Source organism: Oryzibacillus soli (genome assembly GCF_051594765.1).
Taxonomy (GTDB): Bacteria; Bacillota; Bacilli; order Paenibacillales; family NBRC-103111; genus Paenibacillus_AR.
Window position 1 is genome coordinate 65,952 of sequence record NZ_JBPPGJ010000017.1, and the last position, 16,444, is coordinate 82,395.

Annotated in this window: 23 protein-coding genes; 18 read left to right on the top strand and 5 right to left on the bottom strand. The window is 55.4% G+C overall.

Going from position 1 to position 16,444, the window contains the following annotated elements; translation table 11 throughout:
* The first annotated feature begins 18 nt into the window (after positions 1-18).
* Together pflA and ACSEXW_RS21235 are read left to right on the top strand one after the other, a co-directional pair.
* Complete coding sequence (pflA, locus tag ACSEXW_RS21230; RefSeq protein ID WP_438448177.1) at positions 19-849, top strand: pyruvate formate-lyase-activating protein; 831 nt, start codon at positions 19-21, stop codon at positions 847-849.
* Between the two features lie 53 nt (positions 850-902).
* On the top strand, positions 903-1,094 hold the full coding sequence (locus ACSEXW_RS21235) for a hypothetical protein (protein ID WP_438448178.1): 192 nt from the start codon (positions 903-905) through the stop codon (positions 1,092-1,094).
* Positions 1,095-1,144: 50 nt separating this feature from the next.
* Here the strand turns inward: ACSEXW_RS21235 and ACSEXW_RS21240 are convergent, their stop codons facing one another.
* From ACSEXW_RS21240 to ACSEXW_RS21260, 5 genes are all read right to left on the bottom strand, one after another.
* The gene (locus ACSEXW_RS21240) at positions 1,145-2,008 is read right to left on the bottom strand and encodes a serine/threonine protein kinase (RefSeq protein WP_438448179.1); all 864 of its coding nucleotides are present in this window, start codon (positions 2,006-2,008) and stop codon (positions 1,145-1,147) included.
* A gap of 87 nt (positions 2,009-2,095) precedes the next feature.
* Entirely contained in the window at positions 2,096-2,827 is a 732-nt protein-coding gene (locus ACSEXW_RS21245; RefSeq protein WP_438448180.1) for a Crp/Fnr family transcriptional regulator, read from the bottom strand.
* Positions 2,828-3,046: 219 nt separating this feature from the next.
* Positions 3,047-4,540: a recombinase family protein gene (locus ACSEXW_RS21250; RefSeq protein WP_438448181.1), complete on the bottom strand. Its 1,494-nt coding sequence runs from the start codon at positions 4,538-4,540 to the stop codon at positions 3,047-3,049.
* Between the two features lie 164 nt (positions 4,541-4,704).
* Positions 4,705-5,382, bottom strand: a complete 678-nt coding sequence (locus ACSEXW_RS21255; RefSeq protein WP_438448182.1) for an ImmA/IrrE family metallo-endopeptidase — start codon at positions 5,380-5,382, stop codon at positions 4,705-4,707.
* A 14-nt stretch (positions 5,383-5,396) separates the two neighbouring features.
* A complete protein-coding gene (locus tag ACSEXW_RS21260) occupies positions 5,397-5,786 on the bottom strand; it encodes a helix-turn-helix domain-containing protein (protein ID WP_438448183.1) in 390 nt (129 codons plus the stop codon).
* Between the two features lie 202 nt (positions 5,787-5,988).
* Here ACSEXW_RS21260 and ACSEXW_RS21265 point away from each other — a divergent pair, with 202 nt between their 5' ends.
* The 16 genes from ACSEXW_RS21265 (at position 5,989) to ACSEXW_RS21340 (ending at position 16,422) form a co-directional block, all read left to right on the top strand.
* Complete coding sequence (locus ACSEXW_RS21265) at positions 5,989-6,180, top strand: hypothetical protein (RefSeq protein ID WP_438448184.1); 192 nt, start codon at positions 5,989-5,991, stop codon at positions 6,178-6,180.
* Between the two features lie 85 nt (positions 6,181-6,265).
* Positions 6,266-6,637 carry a hypothetical protein gene (locus ACSEXW_RS21270; protein WP_438448185.1) on the top strand — a complete coding sequence of 124 codons (372 nt, stop codon included), beginning with the start codon at positions 6,266-6,268 and terminating at the stop codon, positions 6,635-6,637.
* 407 nt (positions 6,638-7,044) lie between these two features.
* On the top strand, positions 7,045-7,428 hold the full coding sequence (locus tag ACSEXW_RS21275; protein WP_438448186.1) for an HK97 gp10 family phage protein: 384 nt from the start codon (positions 7,045-7,047) through the stop codon (positions 7,426-7,428).
* 2 nt (positions 7,429-7,430) lie between these two features.
* A complete protein-coding gene (locus ACSEXW_RS21280) occupies positions 7,431-7,856 on the top strand; it encodes a phage tail terminator family protein (RefSeq protein WP_438448187.1) in 426 nt (141 codons plus the stop codon).
* Positions 7,846-8,019, top strand: a complete 174-nt coding sequence (locus ACSEXW_RS21285) for a hypothetical protein (RefSeq protein ID WP_438448188.1) — start codon at positions 7,846-7,848, stop codon at positions 8,017-8,019. Before ACSEXW_RS21280 ends, ACSEXW_RS21285 begins: the two co-directional genes overlap by 11 nt.
* 18 nt (positions 8,020-8,037) lie before the next feature.
* Positions 8,038-9,336, top strand: coding sequence for a phage tail sheath family protein (locus ACSEXW_RS21290; protein ID WP_438448189.1), 1,299 nt, complete (start codon positions 8,038-8,040; stop codon positions 9,334-9,336).
* Between the two features lie 24 nt (positions 9,337-9,360).
* Positions 9,361-9,825, top strand: coding sequence for a phage tail tube protein (locus ACSEXW_RS21295; protein ID WP_438448259.1), 465 nt, complete (start codon positions 9,361-9,363; stop codon positions 9,823-9,825).
* Positions 9,826-9,845: 20 nt separating this feature from the next.
* The gene (locus ACSEXW_RS21300) at positions 9,846-10,280 is read left to right on the top strand and encodes a phage tail assembly chaperone (RefSeq protein WP_438448190.1); all 435 of its coding nucleotides are present in this window, start codon (positions 9,846-9,848) and stop codon (positions 10,278-10,280) included.
* Entirely contained in the window at positions 10,280-10,444 is a 165-nt protein-coding gene (locus ACSEXW_RS21305; protein ID WP_438448191.1) for a hypothetical protein, read from the top strand. The genes ACSEXW_RS21300 and ACSEXW_RS21305 overlap by 1 nt, the downstream gene beginning before the upstream one ends.
* A gap of 18 nt (positions 10,445-10,462) precedes the next feature.
* On the top strand, positions 10,463-12,556 hold the full coding sequence (locus ACSEXW_RS21310; RefSeq protein WP_438448192.1) for a hypothetical protein: 2,094 nt from the start codon (positions 10,463-10,465) through the stop codon (positions 12,554-12,556).
* On the top strand, positions 12,556-13,239 hold the full coding sequence (locus ACSEXW_RS21315) for a LysM peptidoglycan-binding domain-containing protein (RefSeq protein WP_438448193.1): 684 nt from the start codon (positions 12,556-12,558) through the stop codon (positions 13,237-13,239). The genes ACSEXW_RS21310 and ACSEXW_RS21315 overlap by 1 nt, the downstream gene beginning before the upstream one ends.
* Entirely contained in the window at positions 13,239-14,210 is a 972-nt protein-coding gene (locus tag ACSEXW_RS21320; protein WP_438448194.1) for an XkdQ/YqbQ family protein, read from the top strand. The genes ACSEXW_RS21315 and ACSEXW_RS21320 overlap by 1 nt, the downstream gene beginning before the upstream one ends.
* Positions 14,207-14,482 (top strand): DUF2577 domain-containing protein, encoded by a 276-nt coding sequence (locus ACSEXW_RS21325; RefSeq protein WP_438448195.1) that lies wholly within the window; start codon positions 14,207-14,209, stop codon positions 14,480-14,482. The genes ACSEXW_RS21320 and ACSEXW_RS21325 overlap by 4 nt, the downstream gene beginning before the upstream one ends.
* Complete coding sequence (locus ACSEXW_RS21330) at positions 14,479-14,883, top strand: DUF2634 domain-containing protein (RefSeq protein WP_438448196.1); 405 nt, start codon at positions 14,479-14,481, stop codon at positions 14,881-14,883. Before ACSEXW_RS21325 ends, ACSEXW_RS21330 begins: the two co-directional genes overlap by 4 nt.
* Positions 14,876-15,883 (top strand): baseplate J/gp47 family protein, encoded by a 1,008-nt coding sequence (locus tag ACSEXW_RS21335; RefSeq protein WP_438448197.1) that lies wholly within the window; start codon positions 14,876-14,878, stop codon positions 15,881-15,883. The genes ACSEXW_RS21330 and ACSEXW_RS21335 overlap by 8 nt, the downstream gene beginning before the upstream one ends.
* Positions 15,880-16,422 carry a YmfQ family protein gene (locus tag ACSEXW_RS21340; RefSeq protein WP_438448198.1) on the top strand — a complete coding sequence of 181 codons (543 nt, stop codon included), beginning with the start codon at positions 15,880-15,882 and terminating at the stop codon, positions 16,420-16,422. Before ACSEXW_RS21335 ends, ACSEXW_RS21340 begins: the two co-directional genes overlap by 4 nt.
* Positions 16,423-16,444: the final 22 nt, after the last annotated feature.

Below are 16,444 nucleotides of genomic sequence, written 5' to 3' on the forward strand. Positions count from 1 at the left end.
TAAATAAGGGGGAGAGCTATGCACAGCGTCCAAACGTCAGACCCCCGGACGGTAACAGGCCGAATTCATTCGTTAGAAACCTTCGGTACGGTGGATGGACCGGGCATCCGGTTCGTCCTCTTCATGCAGGGGTGTGCCCTGCAGTGTATGTACTGCCACAATCCGGACTCCTGGGATCCCTCTGCGGGGAAACCGATGACCGTCGAACAGGTCCTGGAGGAAATCGAGCCGTATCTTACGTATTATGAAGGCTCGGGAGGCGGGTTGACCGTGACGGGAGGGGAGCCTTCCCTCCAGCCGCATTTTGTGGCCAAGCTGTTCCAGGAGGTTCATAAGCGGTGGAAGCTGCATACCGCCCTGGACTCCTCCGGCTTCAACGATCCCGATCACATCCAGGAGCTGCTGTATGAGGCTGACCTGGTGCTGCTGGATCTGAAGCAGATCAACCGGGAGAAGCACATGATCCTGACCGGGCAGCCCAATGACCGTATCCTGAAGTTCGCCCAATGGCTGTCGTCCCATGGCCGCAAGATGTGGATCCGGCACGTGCTGGTGCCGGAGGTGAATGATGTGTACGAGGATCTGGTGGGGCTGGGCCGGTTCATCGGTACCCTGGAGGGTGTGGAGAAGGTAGAGGTGCTCCCGTACCACCGGATGGGCGTCTATAAGTGGGAGCAGTTGGGGAAAGTATATCCGTTGGAGGGTATCCGTACCCCAAGCGACAAGGAAGTGGAGCGCGCCTACCGGTTGATTGAGCAGGGACGGTCGGAATCCGCCGCTTCCGGGTCGAAGGCTCAGATTGCTTCCGCCGAGGAAGAGGGGGAAGCGGGACGCCCGCAGGAAGATTGACGAAACCAACGGCAGCACGACCTCGTAGTAAGGAATAGGAGGTGGTGCATGCCATGTCGATCATCCGCAAGCTGCTCAGCAGACTGCTGCATGAGAAAACAAGCCGCCATGTCGGAAGCCCCCCTTATCATCCCCATGCAAGCAGCAATGATTATCCTAAACGGCCCATGGGGCACGGATCGCACAATCAATACGGCCACAGCTATTATAAGAAGAAAAAAAGCTCCAGCTATTACAGCAGCTGACTCACACGAAATAAGCACCGTCCCTTCGGTTATCGAAGGACGGTGCTTTTCTATTGGTGCCGCGGCCGGCGGAGGCGCTCCAGATCCGCTTGAAGCTCCGGCACGCCGGAATAGGCTTCCTCCGTCAGCAGCAGACGGCGAAGGAGCTGCCGGGTGCCCTCGGTAAGCGTCAGCTCCTCTTCCCAGCCGGAAGGCGCACGGTACTTGTCGGAGGGGCCATCGGCTTCGTCCCCGGGGTTGTAAGTGCTGTACAGGAGGAAAAGCAGCAGGTGCCCGAGCGCATAGAGGTCCGCGGCGGGATGGAGTTGACGCTTCAACCGGGTGAAGCTGGGCCAATCCGGCTCCAGGTCGTCGGGAGTCTGGCCGAAGGTAGTGTCCGTTGGGAATGGCCGGGCCAGGCCGAAATCGATGAGCCGGACCTGATCCCCAACCAGCATAACATTGGCGATGCTGATGTCCCGATGGACCCACCCGGTGGCATGTACGGTCCCGATGATGGGGAGCAGTCTTCCCGCCAAATCGAGTGTCTCCTCTTCCGTGAACCGCCGGCCCTCCCGGAAGAGCAGCGCGTCTAGACTGTCGCCTTCTACAAGCTCCATAGTGAAGCAGGGCGTGCCTCCGCAGTCGAAGAGATCGTACAGCTTCGGTATGCCGGGGTGGTCGAGCTGGCTTAAGGCTTCCGTCTCCCAACGCCGGACGGATACGGCCTTTGCCCGGCCGCCGCGGGTTGGGGCGGAGGCCTTCAGAACGGCCCGCCGGCCCTCCTGCAGATCCTCGCAGAGGTAGGCGAACCCGTAGGTGCCGGCCCCCAGCGGGCCTAGTATCCGGTACCGGTTGTGAAGGGTTCGTCCGGTACGAAATCGCCGGCTGAACAGAAGCCGCTGCCCCCATCTGTGGATCGAATGCTGTCCCATGATTTCGATGCGCCCCCTTCCATCGTGACGGGTTCAATAAAAAACCGGACCTGGCAGGGGTCCGGATGAATGTTGTATGAGAGAGAATCAAATACGGCAAATCTCCGGCGGGCAATTGGGACAGTTGACGATCCCCTTCAGATAATCCAGATCGTGAATGATGATCTGCCCCTGCTCGTAGCTGATGACGCCCTCGTCCTTGTAGGTGGAGAGCAGCCGGTTCACGCTCTCGCGGGTCGTGCCGATCATGTTGGCCAGGTCGGTATTGGTGAGCTTGATTCCAAGCTTGATGCTGCCGTCTTCCAAGGGTTCACCGCAGGTATTGGTCAACCGGATGAGTGTGGAGGCCAATGCACCGGTCTTACCGAAGAGCATCAGATCGCGGAACTTGGACTGGGTGGTGCGCTGCATCAATCCCATCCACTTGATGAATTCGACGGCGAAATCACCGTGCTGGTAGATCAGAATCTCCAGGTCCTTCTGCTGAACGACCCCGATGACGCTGTCCTTGATCGCTTCCCCGTTATAGCCGTAATGCATGTCGCCGTATCCTCCGAATTCTCCGAAGAAATCGCCCTTCTGAAGAATATAGAGGATCAGTTCTTTGCCGTCTTCCGTAGATTTGGTTATCTTCACTTGGCCTTTGCGTACAAAAAACAGCTTCTCGGCCTTGTCACCCTCCCAGAAAACATGAGATCCCTCCGGAGCGTTCTGGGGATACATGATGTTCTCAAGGCGGGAGAAGTTATCTTTGGAAAGAAAGTGTGCAATTTGGTAGCTATTGAAGCCTTTTTCCAAAGGCACTCCGTTTGGATTCATCGGACCCTAGCCCTCCTTTTGGGATGTTGGGAAACGGTTTTTTCTGGGCGATAGTGACTTTTTTCATATCTTCATTGTACACTAAATCATTTCCATTAGAAATGAATTTATTATGGCGATTTCCCCCCGTTCGACAAGAAATGCGCATACGCCATCGGATTCCGGTAGGTCGCCATCCATTCCTCCTGCATGCCTGCCTCGCGGAAGCTGTACCGTTGGTCACGTCCGTTGGCTTCCCTTAATGTCCGGGTGGGATAGCCTTTTGAAGACCAGACTGACCTCGCTGCCGTTCTCGATATGGATCTTGTGGAGGATCGTGGCGAGCGCCTGTTTGGCCTTCACCCGGTCCATGGAGAGGATGTCGTCCAGCCGGTCCTTGATGACCGAATGGGTGCCGATCTGCTCCGCGGCCTCGTGGAGCTCGTTCAGGGCTTGGAGGGATTGATGGAGCTCCATACGCTCCTTGTCGATCCGCTCCCGAGCCTTCTTCAGATCCTCGATGGAGATGGCGTCCCGTTCGTAGGCCTCGATCTGCTTTTGCATCCGTGTATCCAATTTGGCCAATTTGCTCATAATAAGATCCTTCTCGGATAACTGCTGCACCGGCTCGGTCAGGACCAGCTGGAGCTTCTCCGGCTTCTGCCGCGCGATCTCCTGCAAGGAGGAGAGGACGAAGTTCTCTAAGTCATCGCGGTTGATGAAGTGGAAATGGCAGACGCCCCGCTTGCTGTAGCCGGAGCAGGAATAGATCATCTCGAACCGGGTGTCCATGGTCTTGCGGGGCCGCGTCCGCTGGCGGCCGTGCATTTTGTGGCCGCAGTGGCCGCAGTACACTAGCCCGCTGAGCAAATACCGGTCGTGGCCATGGAAGCCGTGCCTATCCCGCCTGCGGGACTGCACGATCTCCTGGACCCGGTCATAGGTCTCCTGGTCGATAATGGCAGGGTGATGATCCTCCGTGACGATCCATTCCTCCTGCGGGCGCCTGGATACCTTAGCTGTGGAGCTGTCCCTGCCCGTCCGGTTATAGACGAAGTGGCCGATGTACGTCTCCGAGGTGAGCATCCGCCGGATCTGCTTCTCCTCCCACTGGGCTCCCTGCTTGGTGGCCACGCCCAATTGGTTCAGCTTCTTGGCAATGGAGAGGGGCCCCATCCCATCCAGCGTCCACTGGAAGATCTGCTTGACGATGAGACTCTCCTCGATGTTGATCTCATAGTCGCCGTCCACATTGTCGTACCCGTAGGCCGGCTTGCCGATCATCTTGCCCTGACGGGCGAGGGAGAGATGGTTCTCCCGCACACGCTCCCGGATCCGCTGCCGTTCGAACTCCGCCACCGACCCCAGAATCTGCAGGGTCATCATGCCGACCGGGGTGGAGGTATCGAAAGATTCCGTGGCCGAATTATAGTGGCAATCGTACTTTTTCATGTAATCGATTACGTTCAACAGGTCCAGAAGCCGCCGCGACAAGCGGTCGATCTTGGTCGTCAGGACCATATCGTACTTCCGCAGCTTCACGTCCTCCAGAAGCCTCGTAATCGCCGGCCGGTTCAAGTCCTTAGCCGAATACCCGTCATCCTCGTACACGACCGGAGGGTCCCAGCCCATGGCCTTGCAATAAGTGGGGAGCCGCTCCGCCTGTTCCGTTAAGGAGTTCCCCTTGGTCGCCTGCTCATCCGTGGAGACACGGATGTAAATGGCTACGCGCATGTGTGGTCACCGCCTGGAAATCGGCTGCAAAAAAGACCGTCACCTCATGGGGGCGGTCTATTGTTTACATATATGAAACCGGAAGAGGAGAAATTCATTAATATTGAAGAGTGGAATGGAGGCGAATTGTTGCGGAGAAGACAGGGTCCTCGCGGATATAGTGATTACTCATACCCATATATCCTGCGGTACCGGTCCAACGTATCCTCATTCTGTCTCCTAACCGATTCATACCGGGAGTCTAATGGGGGCAGCGGGGAGCGATAAGGTTCAGCCGTTTCTGCCGGCTGGACCACTTTGTATGGGCTTCGGGGCTCCGCAGCCGCCATATACTCTTCCGCGGCATAGTAGTACTCGCTGCGCATGAACTCGGCTTCCACTACACGGATCCCGAACTCGATGCATCGGATGGCCACGGAGATCGGGGACACACGAAGCCAGTTGGCCATGGCCTTGATGGTGATGCTCTCTTGATGCACATGGAAAAAAAGCTCGTCCGGCATCAATAGCGATGAGGCGAACCTGTTGGCTTGGACTTCTTCGTACCGGTTCTCATCGTTTAACCGAGACACCTCCGAATCATGTCCAAGGAAGTAATGCCCGATCTCATGAGCTAAGGAAAACCGGCGGCGGGTGTAGGAATGCTCCTCGTTAATGAAGATGAAGTTTCCCTCCCTGCTGCGAAGCATCATTCCGCAAGTATTGGGGCTTAATTGGATCTTCCTGTACTTCAGGCCCAGATAGTCGCACACGTTCTTCAGGGATATCGGGGAAGTCGGATATCCGGTATGAAGCTCAATAGCCGATAGGCGAAGCAGATCCTTGGTATAGGTGGAATACATAGGCGGATTCCTTCTTAAGAGGGATTTTCTTTCTCGGACTTGATATGCTTCAGCACCTTCAACACATCCTCCAAGGTCTCCTTCGACATGCCGGAGGCGGTCCTTAGAATGGCGGTTGCTTCGAGCTCCAATCCAAGCTCCAGGATTTGGTCATATAAATGAACCCATTCCGTGGGCATATGGGCAGGCTTGCCGATGGGTGATGGGTCATCGGTTCTACCGAGAAGATAGTCGACATTGGTTTCGAACAGGTTGGCCAATTTGTCGACGGTTTTGAGATCCGGCTCCCGCTTTCCACTTTCGTAGTTCGAATAGGTAGGGCGGGCGACGCCGATCCGGGTTGCCACTTCCTCATGGGTAAGGCCTCTTTTTAACCGCAATTGTTCGATTCGCTTATGAATCACGATCATTCACCACCTGTCTTATCATTATAGCGTGTCATCATCAACCATGCTGAGAACGATTCAATACGAAACGGAAGGTATTGACATGTTTCATATCGAAACATATAATTAGTATATACCGTTTCGTAACGAAACTCAATAGGAACGCTATCCTTTGTGGAACCCATGTAAATCGCCTCCCATATGCTGTCAGGGGAAGGTGATGAGTGTGAGACCCAAGTCCAAGACAAGATCCAAGGAAAGACCTAAGCTGATACTCAAAGGCACTTACTACGAGGATAACGGTGTTCTGATTCCGATGGACCCCTTGAAGGATGAGGCAATCCGGAAGGCCATAGCGTTGGCTGTCGCACAGATGATCACCGGCCAGCCGCATCGGCTGGCTGACGAGTAACTCCTGGTGGCTCATGGCCACTGCCGATGGACAAGCTTTTGCTTACGATGAGATTGAATAATGAATGGGGTGTTGTAATTTGTTCATGGATAACCAAACGGATCTGTTCCCAAAAGTGACCGAGCTGGAGATCAAAGCGGCCAAGAACCTTCTTGCAAGCTACAAATCGATGCGGGGGGTGGTCGATGCCCTGCAGGCCCAGAGTACGGAGAGCCTGACGCCCAAGCAGAGGGAATCTCTTGATAAATATAAGCCGCTTGTCGAAGGAGTGGAGAAGGCCGTCTCCTTAATCCAGGATGACGACGTCAAACGGATTATTGATAGACGGTATATCAAGGGAAGCCGGTGGAAGGATACCGTGATGTATTTTAGCAGCTACCATGAATCCACGGTCGTCAGGAAGCTGAACAAAGGGATTGGGTCTGTGGCAGAGACGTTGAAGCTGTGGAATTGGTAGCCTTCAAGTGTGAAATGCGTGTAAGTCGCGGGAAAGTCGATAGGCGAACGAGTGTTCTTATTGGGTATAGTTAATTCACAGGGCAAGGTTGCCCGGGTGAACGCCAACTGTACCCTTATCACATGTGGCACTCGATCACGCTGTGGGCTCCCGGGCCTTAGACGCCAGTCGTCATGGGTGTGATGTGAGGAAGGGTTAGATGCCCTATGCTAAATATTTCCATTATTTCGTACAAGCTCTCTGCTGCCAAATGGTGCAGACGGGCTTTTTTTGTTGCCCTGCCAGATGGCGTTAAACTGGGCCGGTACCGGCCGGAACCGGAGTCAGATAGAAGATTAGGCAAGGAGGTGGATCCATATGAATGACAGGAACGAAGACAATCCCATGCTGGGCAAGGAGGGAAGGACGTGAGCTCTTTCGGTCGTTTTGATCTCGAGGAGTGGCGGGGGCTGGAGAAGCGTATGGGGCAGGTTGTTCGGGCATACCCCTCATTCGCAGAGGGGTGTATCAAGGAGCTGGCGGCGCGGCTGTTGGCGAAGATCAAAGCAAGAACCCCGGCAGACTCCGGCAATCTCCGCGATGGTTGGAAGCTCGGCCGCTTGGTCCGGACTTCAGAAGGAATTCAGGTGGAGATCCGTCATTCCATGGTGAAGAATGAAGATTCATCCGAGGATGGAGAGGATCAACGGCAGCAGATCCTGAAGATCTCGATGGAGGAGCTGAATCGGGAGCTCCCAGGCATCATGGATAAGAAATTCGAGCATTTCTTAAAGCAAGGGTTGAGGTGGTAGCGTTGGAAGTCATTAAGCGCGCGATAATGAAACGTCTGGCCGAGGTGTATCCCGATATGCCGGTCTATGTGGAGCAGGTGGAGCCGAGCTTCACCAGGCCCTGCTGGTTCGTTCTCGAGCAGTCGGGCAGTCAAGCGAAAGAGCTCGGAAACCGTTACAAGCGTACGGCCCTGTTTGAAATTCAATTCTTCCCTGCGCTGGACAGCTTGGTTCCCCGCACGCAATGCAACGGGGTGGCGGACCAGCTGTACGGAGCCCTGGAAGTGACGGAATGGGAAGGGCGCATGTACCGAGGCAGCGGACTAAGACATGAGGTAATGGATGGGGTGCTGCACTTTTTCATCACGTACCAGATTCCTTTTTTGGCGGAGAAGCCGCCGGGCATGAAGATGCAATCCCTTAATCAGGAGGTACAACATGGCACTTGAACAAGAAGCACCCGCATTTACGAAGGAGCAGCTGCTTGAATCCGCTCAATTCGGTTCCTTGCAGAAGGACATCCTTCGTGCTCTACTGTCCGACACAATGAGCTATACGATCGGACAAGTCCATCGAATGATCGATGAATTCCAAGAAAAGGTGGTTGACTAAATGGCAGGCGGAACTTTTATGAGTCAGAATAAGGCACGTCCCGGAGTGTATATCAACACCATCAATGATTCGGCGATCCTCGGAAGTGCCGGGGAACGCGGGGTAGCGGCGCTGCCGCTCTCGCTCAGCTGGGGGACGTCCAAGAAGATCATCTCTCTAACGGCAGCGGATGATTTCAAAACCGTTCTGGGGTACGATTTGACGGCACCGCAGCTTCTGTTGGTGAAGGAGGCCTTGAAGCGGGCCCATACGCTTTTGGTGTACCGGCTTAATACCGGCACCAAAGCAAAGGCTACGGTCGGGACGCTCACGGCCACAGCCAAACATGGAGGTGTTCGGGGTAACGATCTGAAGGTGGTCGTCCAAGTCAATGTGGATGATTCAGCGAAGTTTGATGTGAAGACTCTCGTCGGAAACAATCAAGTGGAGGTACAAACCGTATCCGCCATCGAAGGCCTGATCCCCAACGGCTGGGTGGACTTCAGCGGCACGGGCGCATTGACCGCGACGGCAGGGGCCCCCCTGACCGGCGGGGCGGACGGCACCGTGACCAACTCGGACTACACCGACTTTTTGTCGGCCTTGGAGCTGTTTGAATTCGATACCGTGGGTCTATGCACGACGGATAATACGTTGAAATCGGTGTTCACCGCCTTCGTACGCCGACTGCGAGAGGAAGAAGGCCGCAAGATCCAAGCCGTCCTGGAAAATTATCCTGCGGCAGATTACGAAGGGATCATCAGCGTGAAGAACGGGGTCCTTCTCTCCGACGGTACAACGCTCGGGGCGGCACAAGCGGTGGCATGGGTAACCGGGGCTACGGCCGCAGCTGCTGTGGATGAGTCCTTGACCTACACCGCGTATGAGGATGCCATTGACGTCAATCCCCGCTACACCAACAGCCAGATCATCAATGCGCTGCGCAACGGGGAGCTGCTCTTTACCTTGAACGACGGACGTGCCGTTGTCGAGCAGGATATCAACTCGTTGAAGAGCTTCACCCCGGCGAAGGGGAAGACTTTTGCCAAAAACCGGACGCTTCGGGTATTGGACGGAATCTCGAAGGATTTGAAGAGAACCTACGAGCGCTATTTCATCGGCAAGGTGGATAACAACGAAGACGGCCGGAATCTCTTCCGGAAGGAATGTATCACCTATATGGAAGGGCTGCAGAATCGGGGAGCCATTCAGAACTTCGATGCCCAGAAGGACGTTACCGTAAGCCAAGGGGTGGATTCGGATGCCGTATTCGCAGAAGCTTATGCGCAGCCCGTCGACTCCATCGAGAAAATCTACATGAACATTAAAGTCCAATAAGGGAAGGATGACGCTGGAATGAGTATGGGATATCTTCAGGCAAGGGACACGATCAGCGGCAAGGAAGGCCGTGCTTATGCTACGATTGGCGGGAATCAAGAGGAAATGTTCTATGTGAAGAAGCTGAAGGCCACAGCGGAGAAGAAGAAGAAGGAGATCAATACCCTCGGCAAGCGCGCTACGCAGCATAAGGCCAACGGCTGGACCGGCAAAGGGGAGATGAGCATCTACTATGTGACCTCCCGCTTCCGCCAGATCATGCTGGATTACATCAAGACCGGCAAGGACATCTACTTCGATATTGCGATTGTCAACGAAGATCCGACCAGCTCCATCGGGAAACAAACGGTTGTCGTGAGGAACGTGAACCTGGATAACGTGGTGATGGCGGCCTTGGACACGGAGATGGAAGTCATGGAAGAGGACGTTCCGTTCACTTTTGACGGTGTGGATATTCTGGATCAATTCGGTGGGCCGGTTCTCGGCTGAATCTGGGAGGAGATGGAACAATGAGTGTTGTTGCGAAGGATTTAAGCGCCTTTTTCATGGAGGCTGTGCCGGTACAAGCGACGGAGGAGTTCGTGGTATCGGACCGATTCCGGGATAAGGAAGGCAAGCCCATCCCCTGGGAGCTGCGCAGTCTGACGGAGGAAGAGAATGAGGAGCTCCGGAAGGCCTCCACCAAGCGGGTGCGGGTCAAGGGCGGCCAATACATGAATGAGACCAATCAGGACGAGTACATCTACCGGATCGCATCCGCCTGCGTGGTCTACCCGAATCTGAAGGATGCTGCCCTGCAGAGCTCGTATGGAGTCATCGGTGCGGAAGCGCTGCTCAAAAAAATGCTCCGTCCCGGCGAATGTACGGCTCTCATTCAGAAGATCCAGGAGCTGAACGGCTTCGACAAGTCGATGAATGAGCTGATGGACGAAGTAAAAAACTGATGGAGGAGGGCGATCCGGGCGCGAATTATGCCTACTATGCCCTCCATGAATTGAATATTCTCCCCCATGATCTGGAGCGTATGGGCCGCCGTGAGAAGGCGGCCATATACGCCATGATCGACGTAAGGGTGAAGAAGGAACAAGCCCAAAGACAGAAAGGATAAGAAGGCGGTGAAGAAACGATGGCTACGGTGGCCGCCAGTTTAAGGCTATACGATCAGTTCTCGTCTACGATGCTGAAGGCTCAGCAGTCCATGCGGTCGGTCATGCAGACGACGTCGCAGTTCAAGCAGACGCTTCAGAGCAAGTTGTCGGTAAAAGTAGATCTCTCGCATTTGGTACAGCAAATGAGCCGGATGCGGCAGCAAACCCAATCCGCAGCTCAAGCTGTTCAGCAGTACACCCAAAGGCTCCATGCCGTCGCGGCCGCCCAACAGCAAGTGGCTCGCAATGCCTCGAAAATCAATAGTGCATCCTCGAATTCGGGCGGCACCTCCATGCTTCAAAAAATGCTGCAAGCTGCCCACCAGTTAAAGCTGACGCTGAATACGAAGTTTACGGTGAATCTCAATATCTCCCAAGCCTCGAAGCAGCTTGCACAGATCCAACAGCAGACGGCTTCAGTAGGACAAGGGAAAGCAAAAGGGGGAGGACTCCTCGGGGCATTCAAGAGCTTCGAATCTCCGGTAAGCGGCTCGGATCTCGCGAAGAAGGCCGTGTCCGCATCTATCGGGGGATATGCCCAAGAGCGGCAAATCAAGGATACGTTCATCGCCCGAACAGGGAACGAAGCGGTTGGATCTGCGATGTTCGATAAATTTAAGAAGGATGCCTTAAGCGCGGGGCAGGATGTGAAGTCGTCCCTGGAGGGCACCTTGTCCCTGCTACCGATCACGCAAAACGCAGACCAGCTGACGAAGCTGAACGGCATCGCGCAGAAGCTGGCTGTATTCGATCCTTCCGGGAAAGGGCCCGGTGAAGCGGTAACCTCCATCAAGGAAGCGATGGGTGGGGATACGGCGTCCCTGGCGAAGAAATATAATATTAATGCGGGAATCATGAAAAAATCCAAGCTGGAGGAGTTCGGTAAAGCTGGCAATATCCCGCAGTTCATCGCGGCCTTCAACAAGGTGCTGGAGCAGTCGAATATGGGGGAGAAGGCCTTCCAGCGCATGATGGACAGCCCCATTAAGAAGGCGGAGACGCTGCGCAATCATCTGAAGTCTGCCATGGCGGACACCGGCGAAAGGGCGACTCAGGCACTGACCCCGGTCATGGATACCTTGAACCAAGCCTTCCAAGGGGGGAAGTTCCAATTCTTCTTTGACAGCATTCAAGCCGGGATGACCTTATTGGCTCGAGTGACTGCTGCTGCGGTTGGCTTCATCATGGATCATCTGGGTTTGATTCAGAATATCTTGGTCGTCGTGGGTATCGCGGTCAGCATCCTTGCGGCGGTATGGCTGGTAAACTGGATGATCGCAGCTTTTCCGGTGATTGCGCTTGTGGGTGCTCTTGTTCTGCTCCTTTCGGTATTCAATCTTTTCGGGGTGTCCACCGGAGAGATTCTTGGGTTTGTAGCAGGAGTATTTTTCGCCTTGTTCGCGGGAATCCATAATGGCATCGCCTATATATGGAATATTCTGCTGGCGTTTGCAGAATTCTTCATCAACGTCTTTAACGATCCGGTTTACGCCATCGAAAAGCTGTTCTACGATCTCCTATCCAACATCGTAGGCTACATGTCCAGCATGGTGAACGGCCTGCTGAGCGGCGTCAACTTTTTAATCCGGCAATTGAACAAGATCGGCGTTGATCTTCCCGAAATTGAAGCCCGGATGGACAGCCATTGGGGCGATTCGCTCAAGCCGAAAGCCACCCGCGATGTAGTGGACTTATCCAAATACCGCATGGAGCATACGGATCTCGCCGATGCCTTCCAAAGCGGCAAGGAAATGACGGGCAAGGTCTTCAACGGGCTCCCCAAAACTTCGGGTGCCTTTGATTTCGGGCAGTGGAACAAGAGCGCCGATATTAACCGCGTGAATGCCATCGGGAAGATCGAGGACAAAGTGGATATCTCCAGCGAGGACTTGAAGATGATGCGGGAGCTTGCGGAAATCAACGCCGTACAGAATTTTGTCACGTTAACTCCGACGGTCCAAGTGCAGACAGGTGACATTAACCACGGTGCCGATATGGACAGTGTGATCTCGCGGATTACCCAGCATCTGGAGGAGGAATTCGTCTCTTCCGCACAGGGGGTGTATGGCTGATGGTCGAATTTGCCATTCTGCTGAGCTTCAACAACTACGAAGAGTCCTTCGTGCTTCCGGTGAATCCCGAATCCTTCTCTATCCGTTCGCAAGGCGAGGGCAAAACTCACACCGTGTCCGGACTCGGCTCCATCAACATCATTCAGGATCCGAAGCTCATGGAGGTGAGCCTATCCGGCTTCTTCCCCGCTTCGTATGGGCCTTACGTCATCGTGAAGGAAGAGAGCTGGCTATCCCCCGGCGAATACGTGGGCTATATTGAGAAATGGAAAGACTCGAAGCGGCCCATCCGGTTCCATGCCGTCAGCTCGACGTATGCGCTGAATATGCCGGTCAGCATCGAATCCTTCGATTGGGAGGAGAAGCCGGGGGCCCCGGGTGAGATCGAGTACCGGCTCTCGCTGAAGAAGTACGTCTTCTACAGCGCCAAGAAAGTCACCGTCGTCGATTCCACTCCCCAGGGGATGGAGGTCAAGGTTAGCGAGCCGGTCCGGGCAGATGAGCGGCAGACTCCCGGAGCGTATAAGCTGGTCAGCGGGGACAACCTATGGGCGGTAGCCAAAAGATTCCTCGGCGACGGCTCCCGGTGCCGGGAGCTTCAAGAGCTGAACGGCATCGACGACGCCCAGGTCAGGTCGCTGCCTATCGGGCTGGAAATCAAGATTCCGGGAGGGAAGTCTTGATGCTCAAGGTGATGATCGATAACAAGAACGGGAATGTGTGGGATATCTCTGATCTGGTCGAGTCGGCTTCTTGGGTCACCGGGCGGATCGGGAAAGCGGGCAAGCTGGATTTTACGTATGTAAAGGGAGGCCTCTATCAGAGCGCCTCCTTTGTCGTTCAGATGGGGGATATCGTAAGGGTCAGCAAGGATGGGGTCAACGTGTTTTACGGATACGTGTTTACGGTGAGCAGCGATATGTCGGAGAGTGTCCGGGTCGTGGCCTACGACCAGCTCCGCTATCTGATGACCAACGACTCGTATTACTTCCAGAATGAGACCGCCAGCGACATCATCCGCCGCATCGCCCAGGATTCCGGATTGAAGCTCGGTTCGATCGCCGAGACGGATTATCGGATTCCCTCGCAAATGGAGGATGGGAAGAAGCTTTTTGACATGATCTGTACGGCGTTGGATAAGACGCTTGTCGCTACCGGCAAGCTCTACGTGCTGTATGATGACTTCGGGTCGTTATGCTTGAGGGAATCCCAGAACATGATCGCACAGGTCATGATTGGGGATGGAAGTCTTATGACGGGATACGAGTACGAGGAGTCCATCGATCAGGATACGTACAATCGGATCAAGCTGGTCCGGGATAACAAGGAAACGAACAGGCGGGAAGTCTACATCGCCCAGGATTCCGGGAAGATGGCCGCATGGGGAAGACTTCAATATTTTGAGAAGGTGGACGAAGGTCTTCCGCAGGCGCAAATCGCGGAACGGCTGAATAACCTGCTCTTCCTGAAGAACCGGAAAACCAAGCAGCTGCGGATTCCCGCATTAGGGGACATTCAAGTGAGGGCCGGATGCTACGTCTACATCTCCATTGAAGAGTACGGCATTCAACAGTACTACTTGGTGGATGAGTGTACGCACCGGTTCGATGGACAGGAGCATACCATGACATTGGAAGTGAAGGTGGTCGAATGAGCTTAAGGGAAACCATTGCAAGAATCGGCCTCGGTGCCGTTGAGTCGACGGATCCGGTGTCCGTTCTATTCGGAACGGTGACCCAGACCGAGCCGCTGGAAGTGAACCTGGATCAACGCATAAACCTGCCATCCGCCGTACTGATCGTGCCGGAGAGTCTGGCGCAGCCCGCCTTGAATCGCAGGCCGCTGGAGCCCGGGGATTCGGTCATCCTCCTTCGGCTGCCGGGCGGACAGCGATATATCGTCCTGGATCGGGTGGTGTCCCCGTGATTCCACAAGGAGGCTCGATCGGCAGCAGGCCGATCATGAGGGTGACGCAGCCCAGCCGGACGTATGCCCTGAATCCGGAGAACGGAAGGATTGAGGGAAGGACGGATGGCCTGGAGGCCGTCCGTCAGGCGGTAATGAAGATATTGGGCACCGAACGGTACCAGTACGTCATTTATTCTCCCGACTACGGAGTGGAACTGCAAACGGTCGGAGTTGACCGCCGCTTTCTGGCTTCGGAATGGAAGAGACGCATTCAGGAAGCGCTGCTGCAGGATGACCGGATCCGGTCGGTGGGGGAGATGAAGATGGATTATGCCGATGATACGGCTCATATCGAATTTACCGTTCATTCGGTATTCGGAATGATTCAGTTAAGAGAGGAGCTGGGAGGCCTTGTATGAATCCCATACGTATGAAACCATTCTGGGGCGGATGCTGAACCGGATCCCCGACGACCTGGACAAGCGGGAAGGCAGTGTGATCTTCGATGCCCTAGCCCCGGCGGCGGCTGAGCTAGCGGGGGCATATATCGAGCTCGATCGAACCCTGCGGCTCGGCTTCGCCGGCACATCCAGCGGGGAATTTTTGGACCGGAAGGCCGCAGAGCAGGGATTGGTCCGCCGTCAGGCAACCAAAGCGATTCGAGGCGGTTCTTTTAACGTGCCAGTGGCCGTCGGGGAACGGTTCTATAAGGAGGGGCTCTATTATGCGGCCAAGACGTCGGGGACTTCCGCCACGTTGGAGTGCGAATCCCCCGGTGCCGTAGGGAATGCTCCAGGGGGGACGCTGCAGCCGGTGAACCACATCGAAGGGTTAACGGCGGCTGTATTGGGTCCGGTTCTTGTGCCCGGTACCGACACGGAAAGTGACAGCGCCTTGTACGTCCGTTACCGCGAGAAGGTGACCCGGCCGGCAACCAGCGGGAATGCGGCTCAGTACAAACAGTGGGCCCTGGAGGTGCCGGGTGTCGGAGACGCCAAGGTGTTCTCGTTATGGAACGGACCGCTTACGGTCAAGGTGGTGCTGCTGGGTCCGGATCAGCGGGCGCCATCCGCACAGGTGGTCGCCGATGCGGCTGCCTATATCGAGTCCCAGCGTCCCATAGGAGCGGTGGTTACGGTTGTGGCGGCGGAGGAGATTCCCGTTCACATGACCGTGGATGTGACGCTGTCCGGTGGGACGCAGGCTCAGGCCAAGGCTGGAATAGAGCAGGAGGCGGGGGCTTATCTGAAGAGCCTGGCCTTCAAGGACCCGATCGTCCGCTATGTACGGTTGGCGAATGTGGTGCTGGAAGCCCCGGGTGTCCAAGATTATACCGGGTTCCTCTTGAACGGCGGCTCGGCGAACCTGACCATTCCGGACGGCGCGGTTGCGGTGCTGGGGACGGTGACGGTGACTTGACGGAGCTCATGCGATATTTGCCCCCGTATTACCGGGATTATCTGGACATGAGGGCCCTTACAGGATCGGAAGAGGAGGAGTTCCGGCTTCTTACCGAGTCGATGGACAGTGTGCTGGACCAGTTTTTCGTGGATTCTGCGACCTACTCCCTGGACCAATGGGAAGCGGAATTGGGGATCCCGACGGATCCCGCCAAATCCGACGCCGACCGGAGGTCGGTTATCAAGTCCAAGCTTCGCGGCAGCGGCACGGTCACGGTATCGCTGCTCGCCAATGTGGCGTCCGCCTACGACCGCGGACAGATTGAAGTTACGGAGCAGCCGGATCAATACCGGTTTACGATCCGATTTGTCGATACGCTCGGAGCACCGCCGAATATCGACGATCTCAAGGCAGCCATTGAAGCCATTAAGCCTGCCCACCTGACGGTGGAGTACGCCTATAAATACCTGCTGATCCATCAGGTTGATGGATCCATGACGATTCGAGAGATGGAGCGGCACAAGCTGACGGATTTCGCCCCGTTCGTGCCGGTATAAGATCAAGGAGGGAGAAGATCGG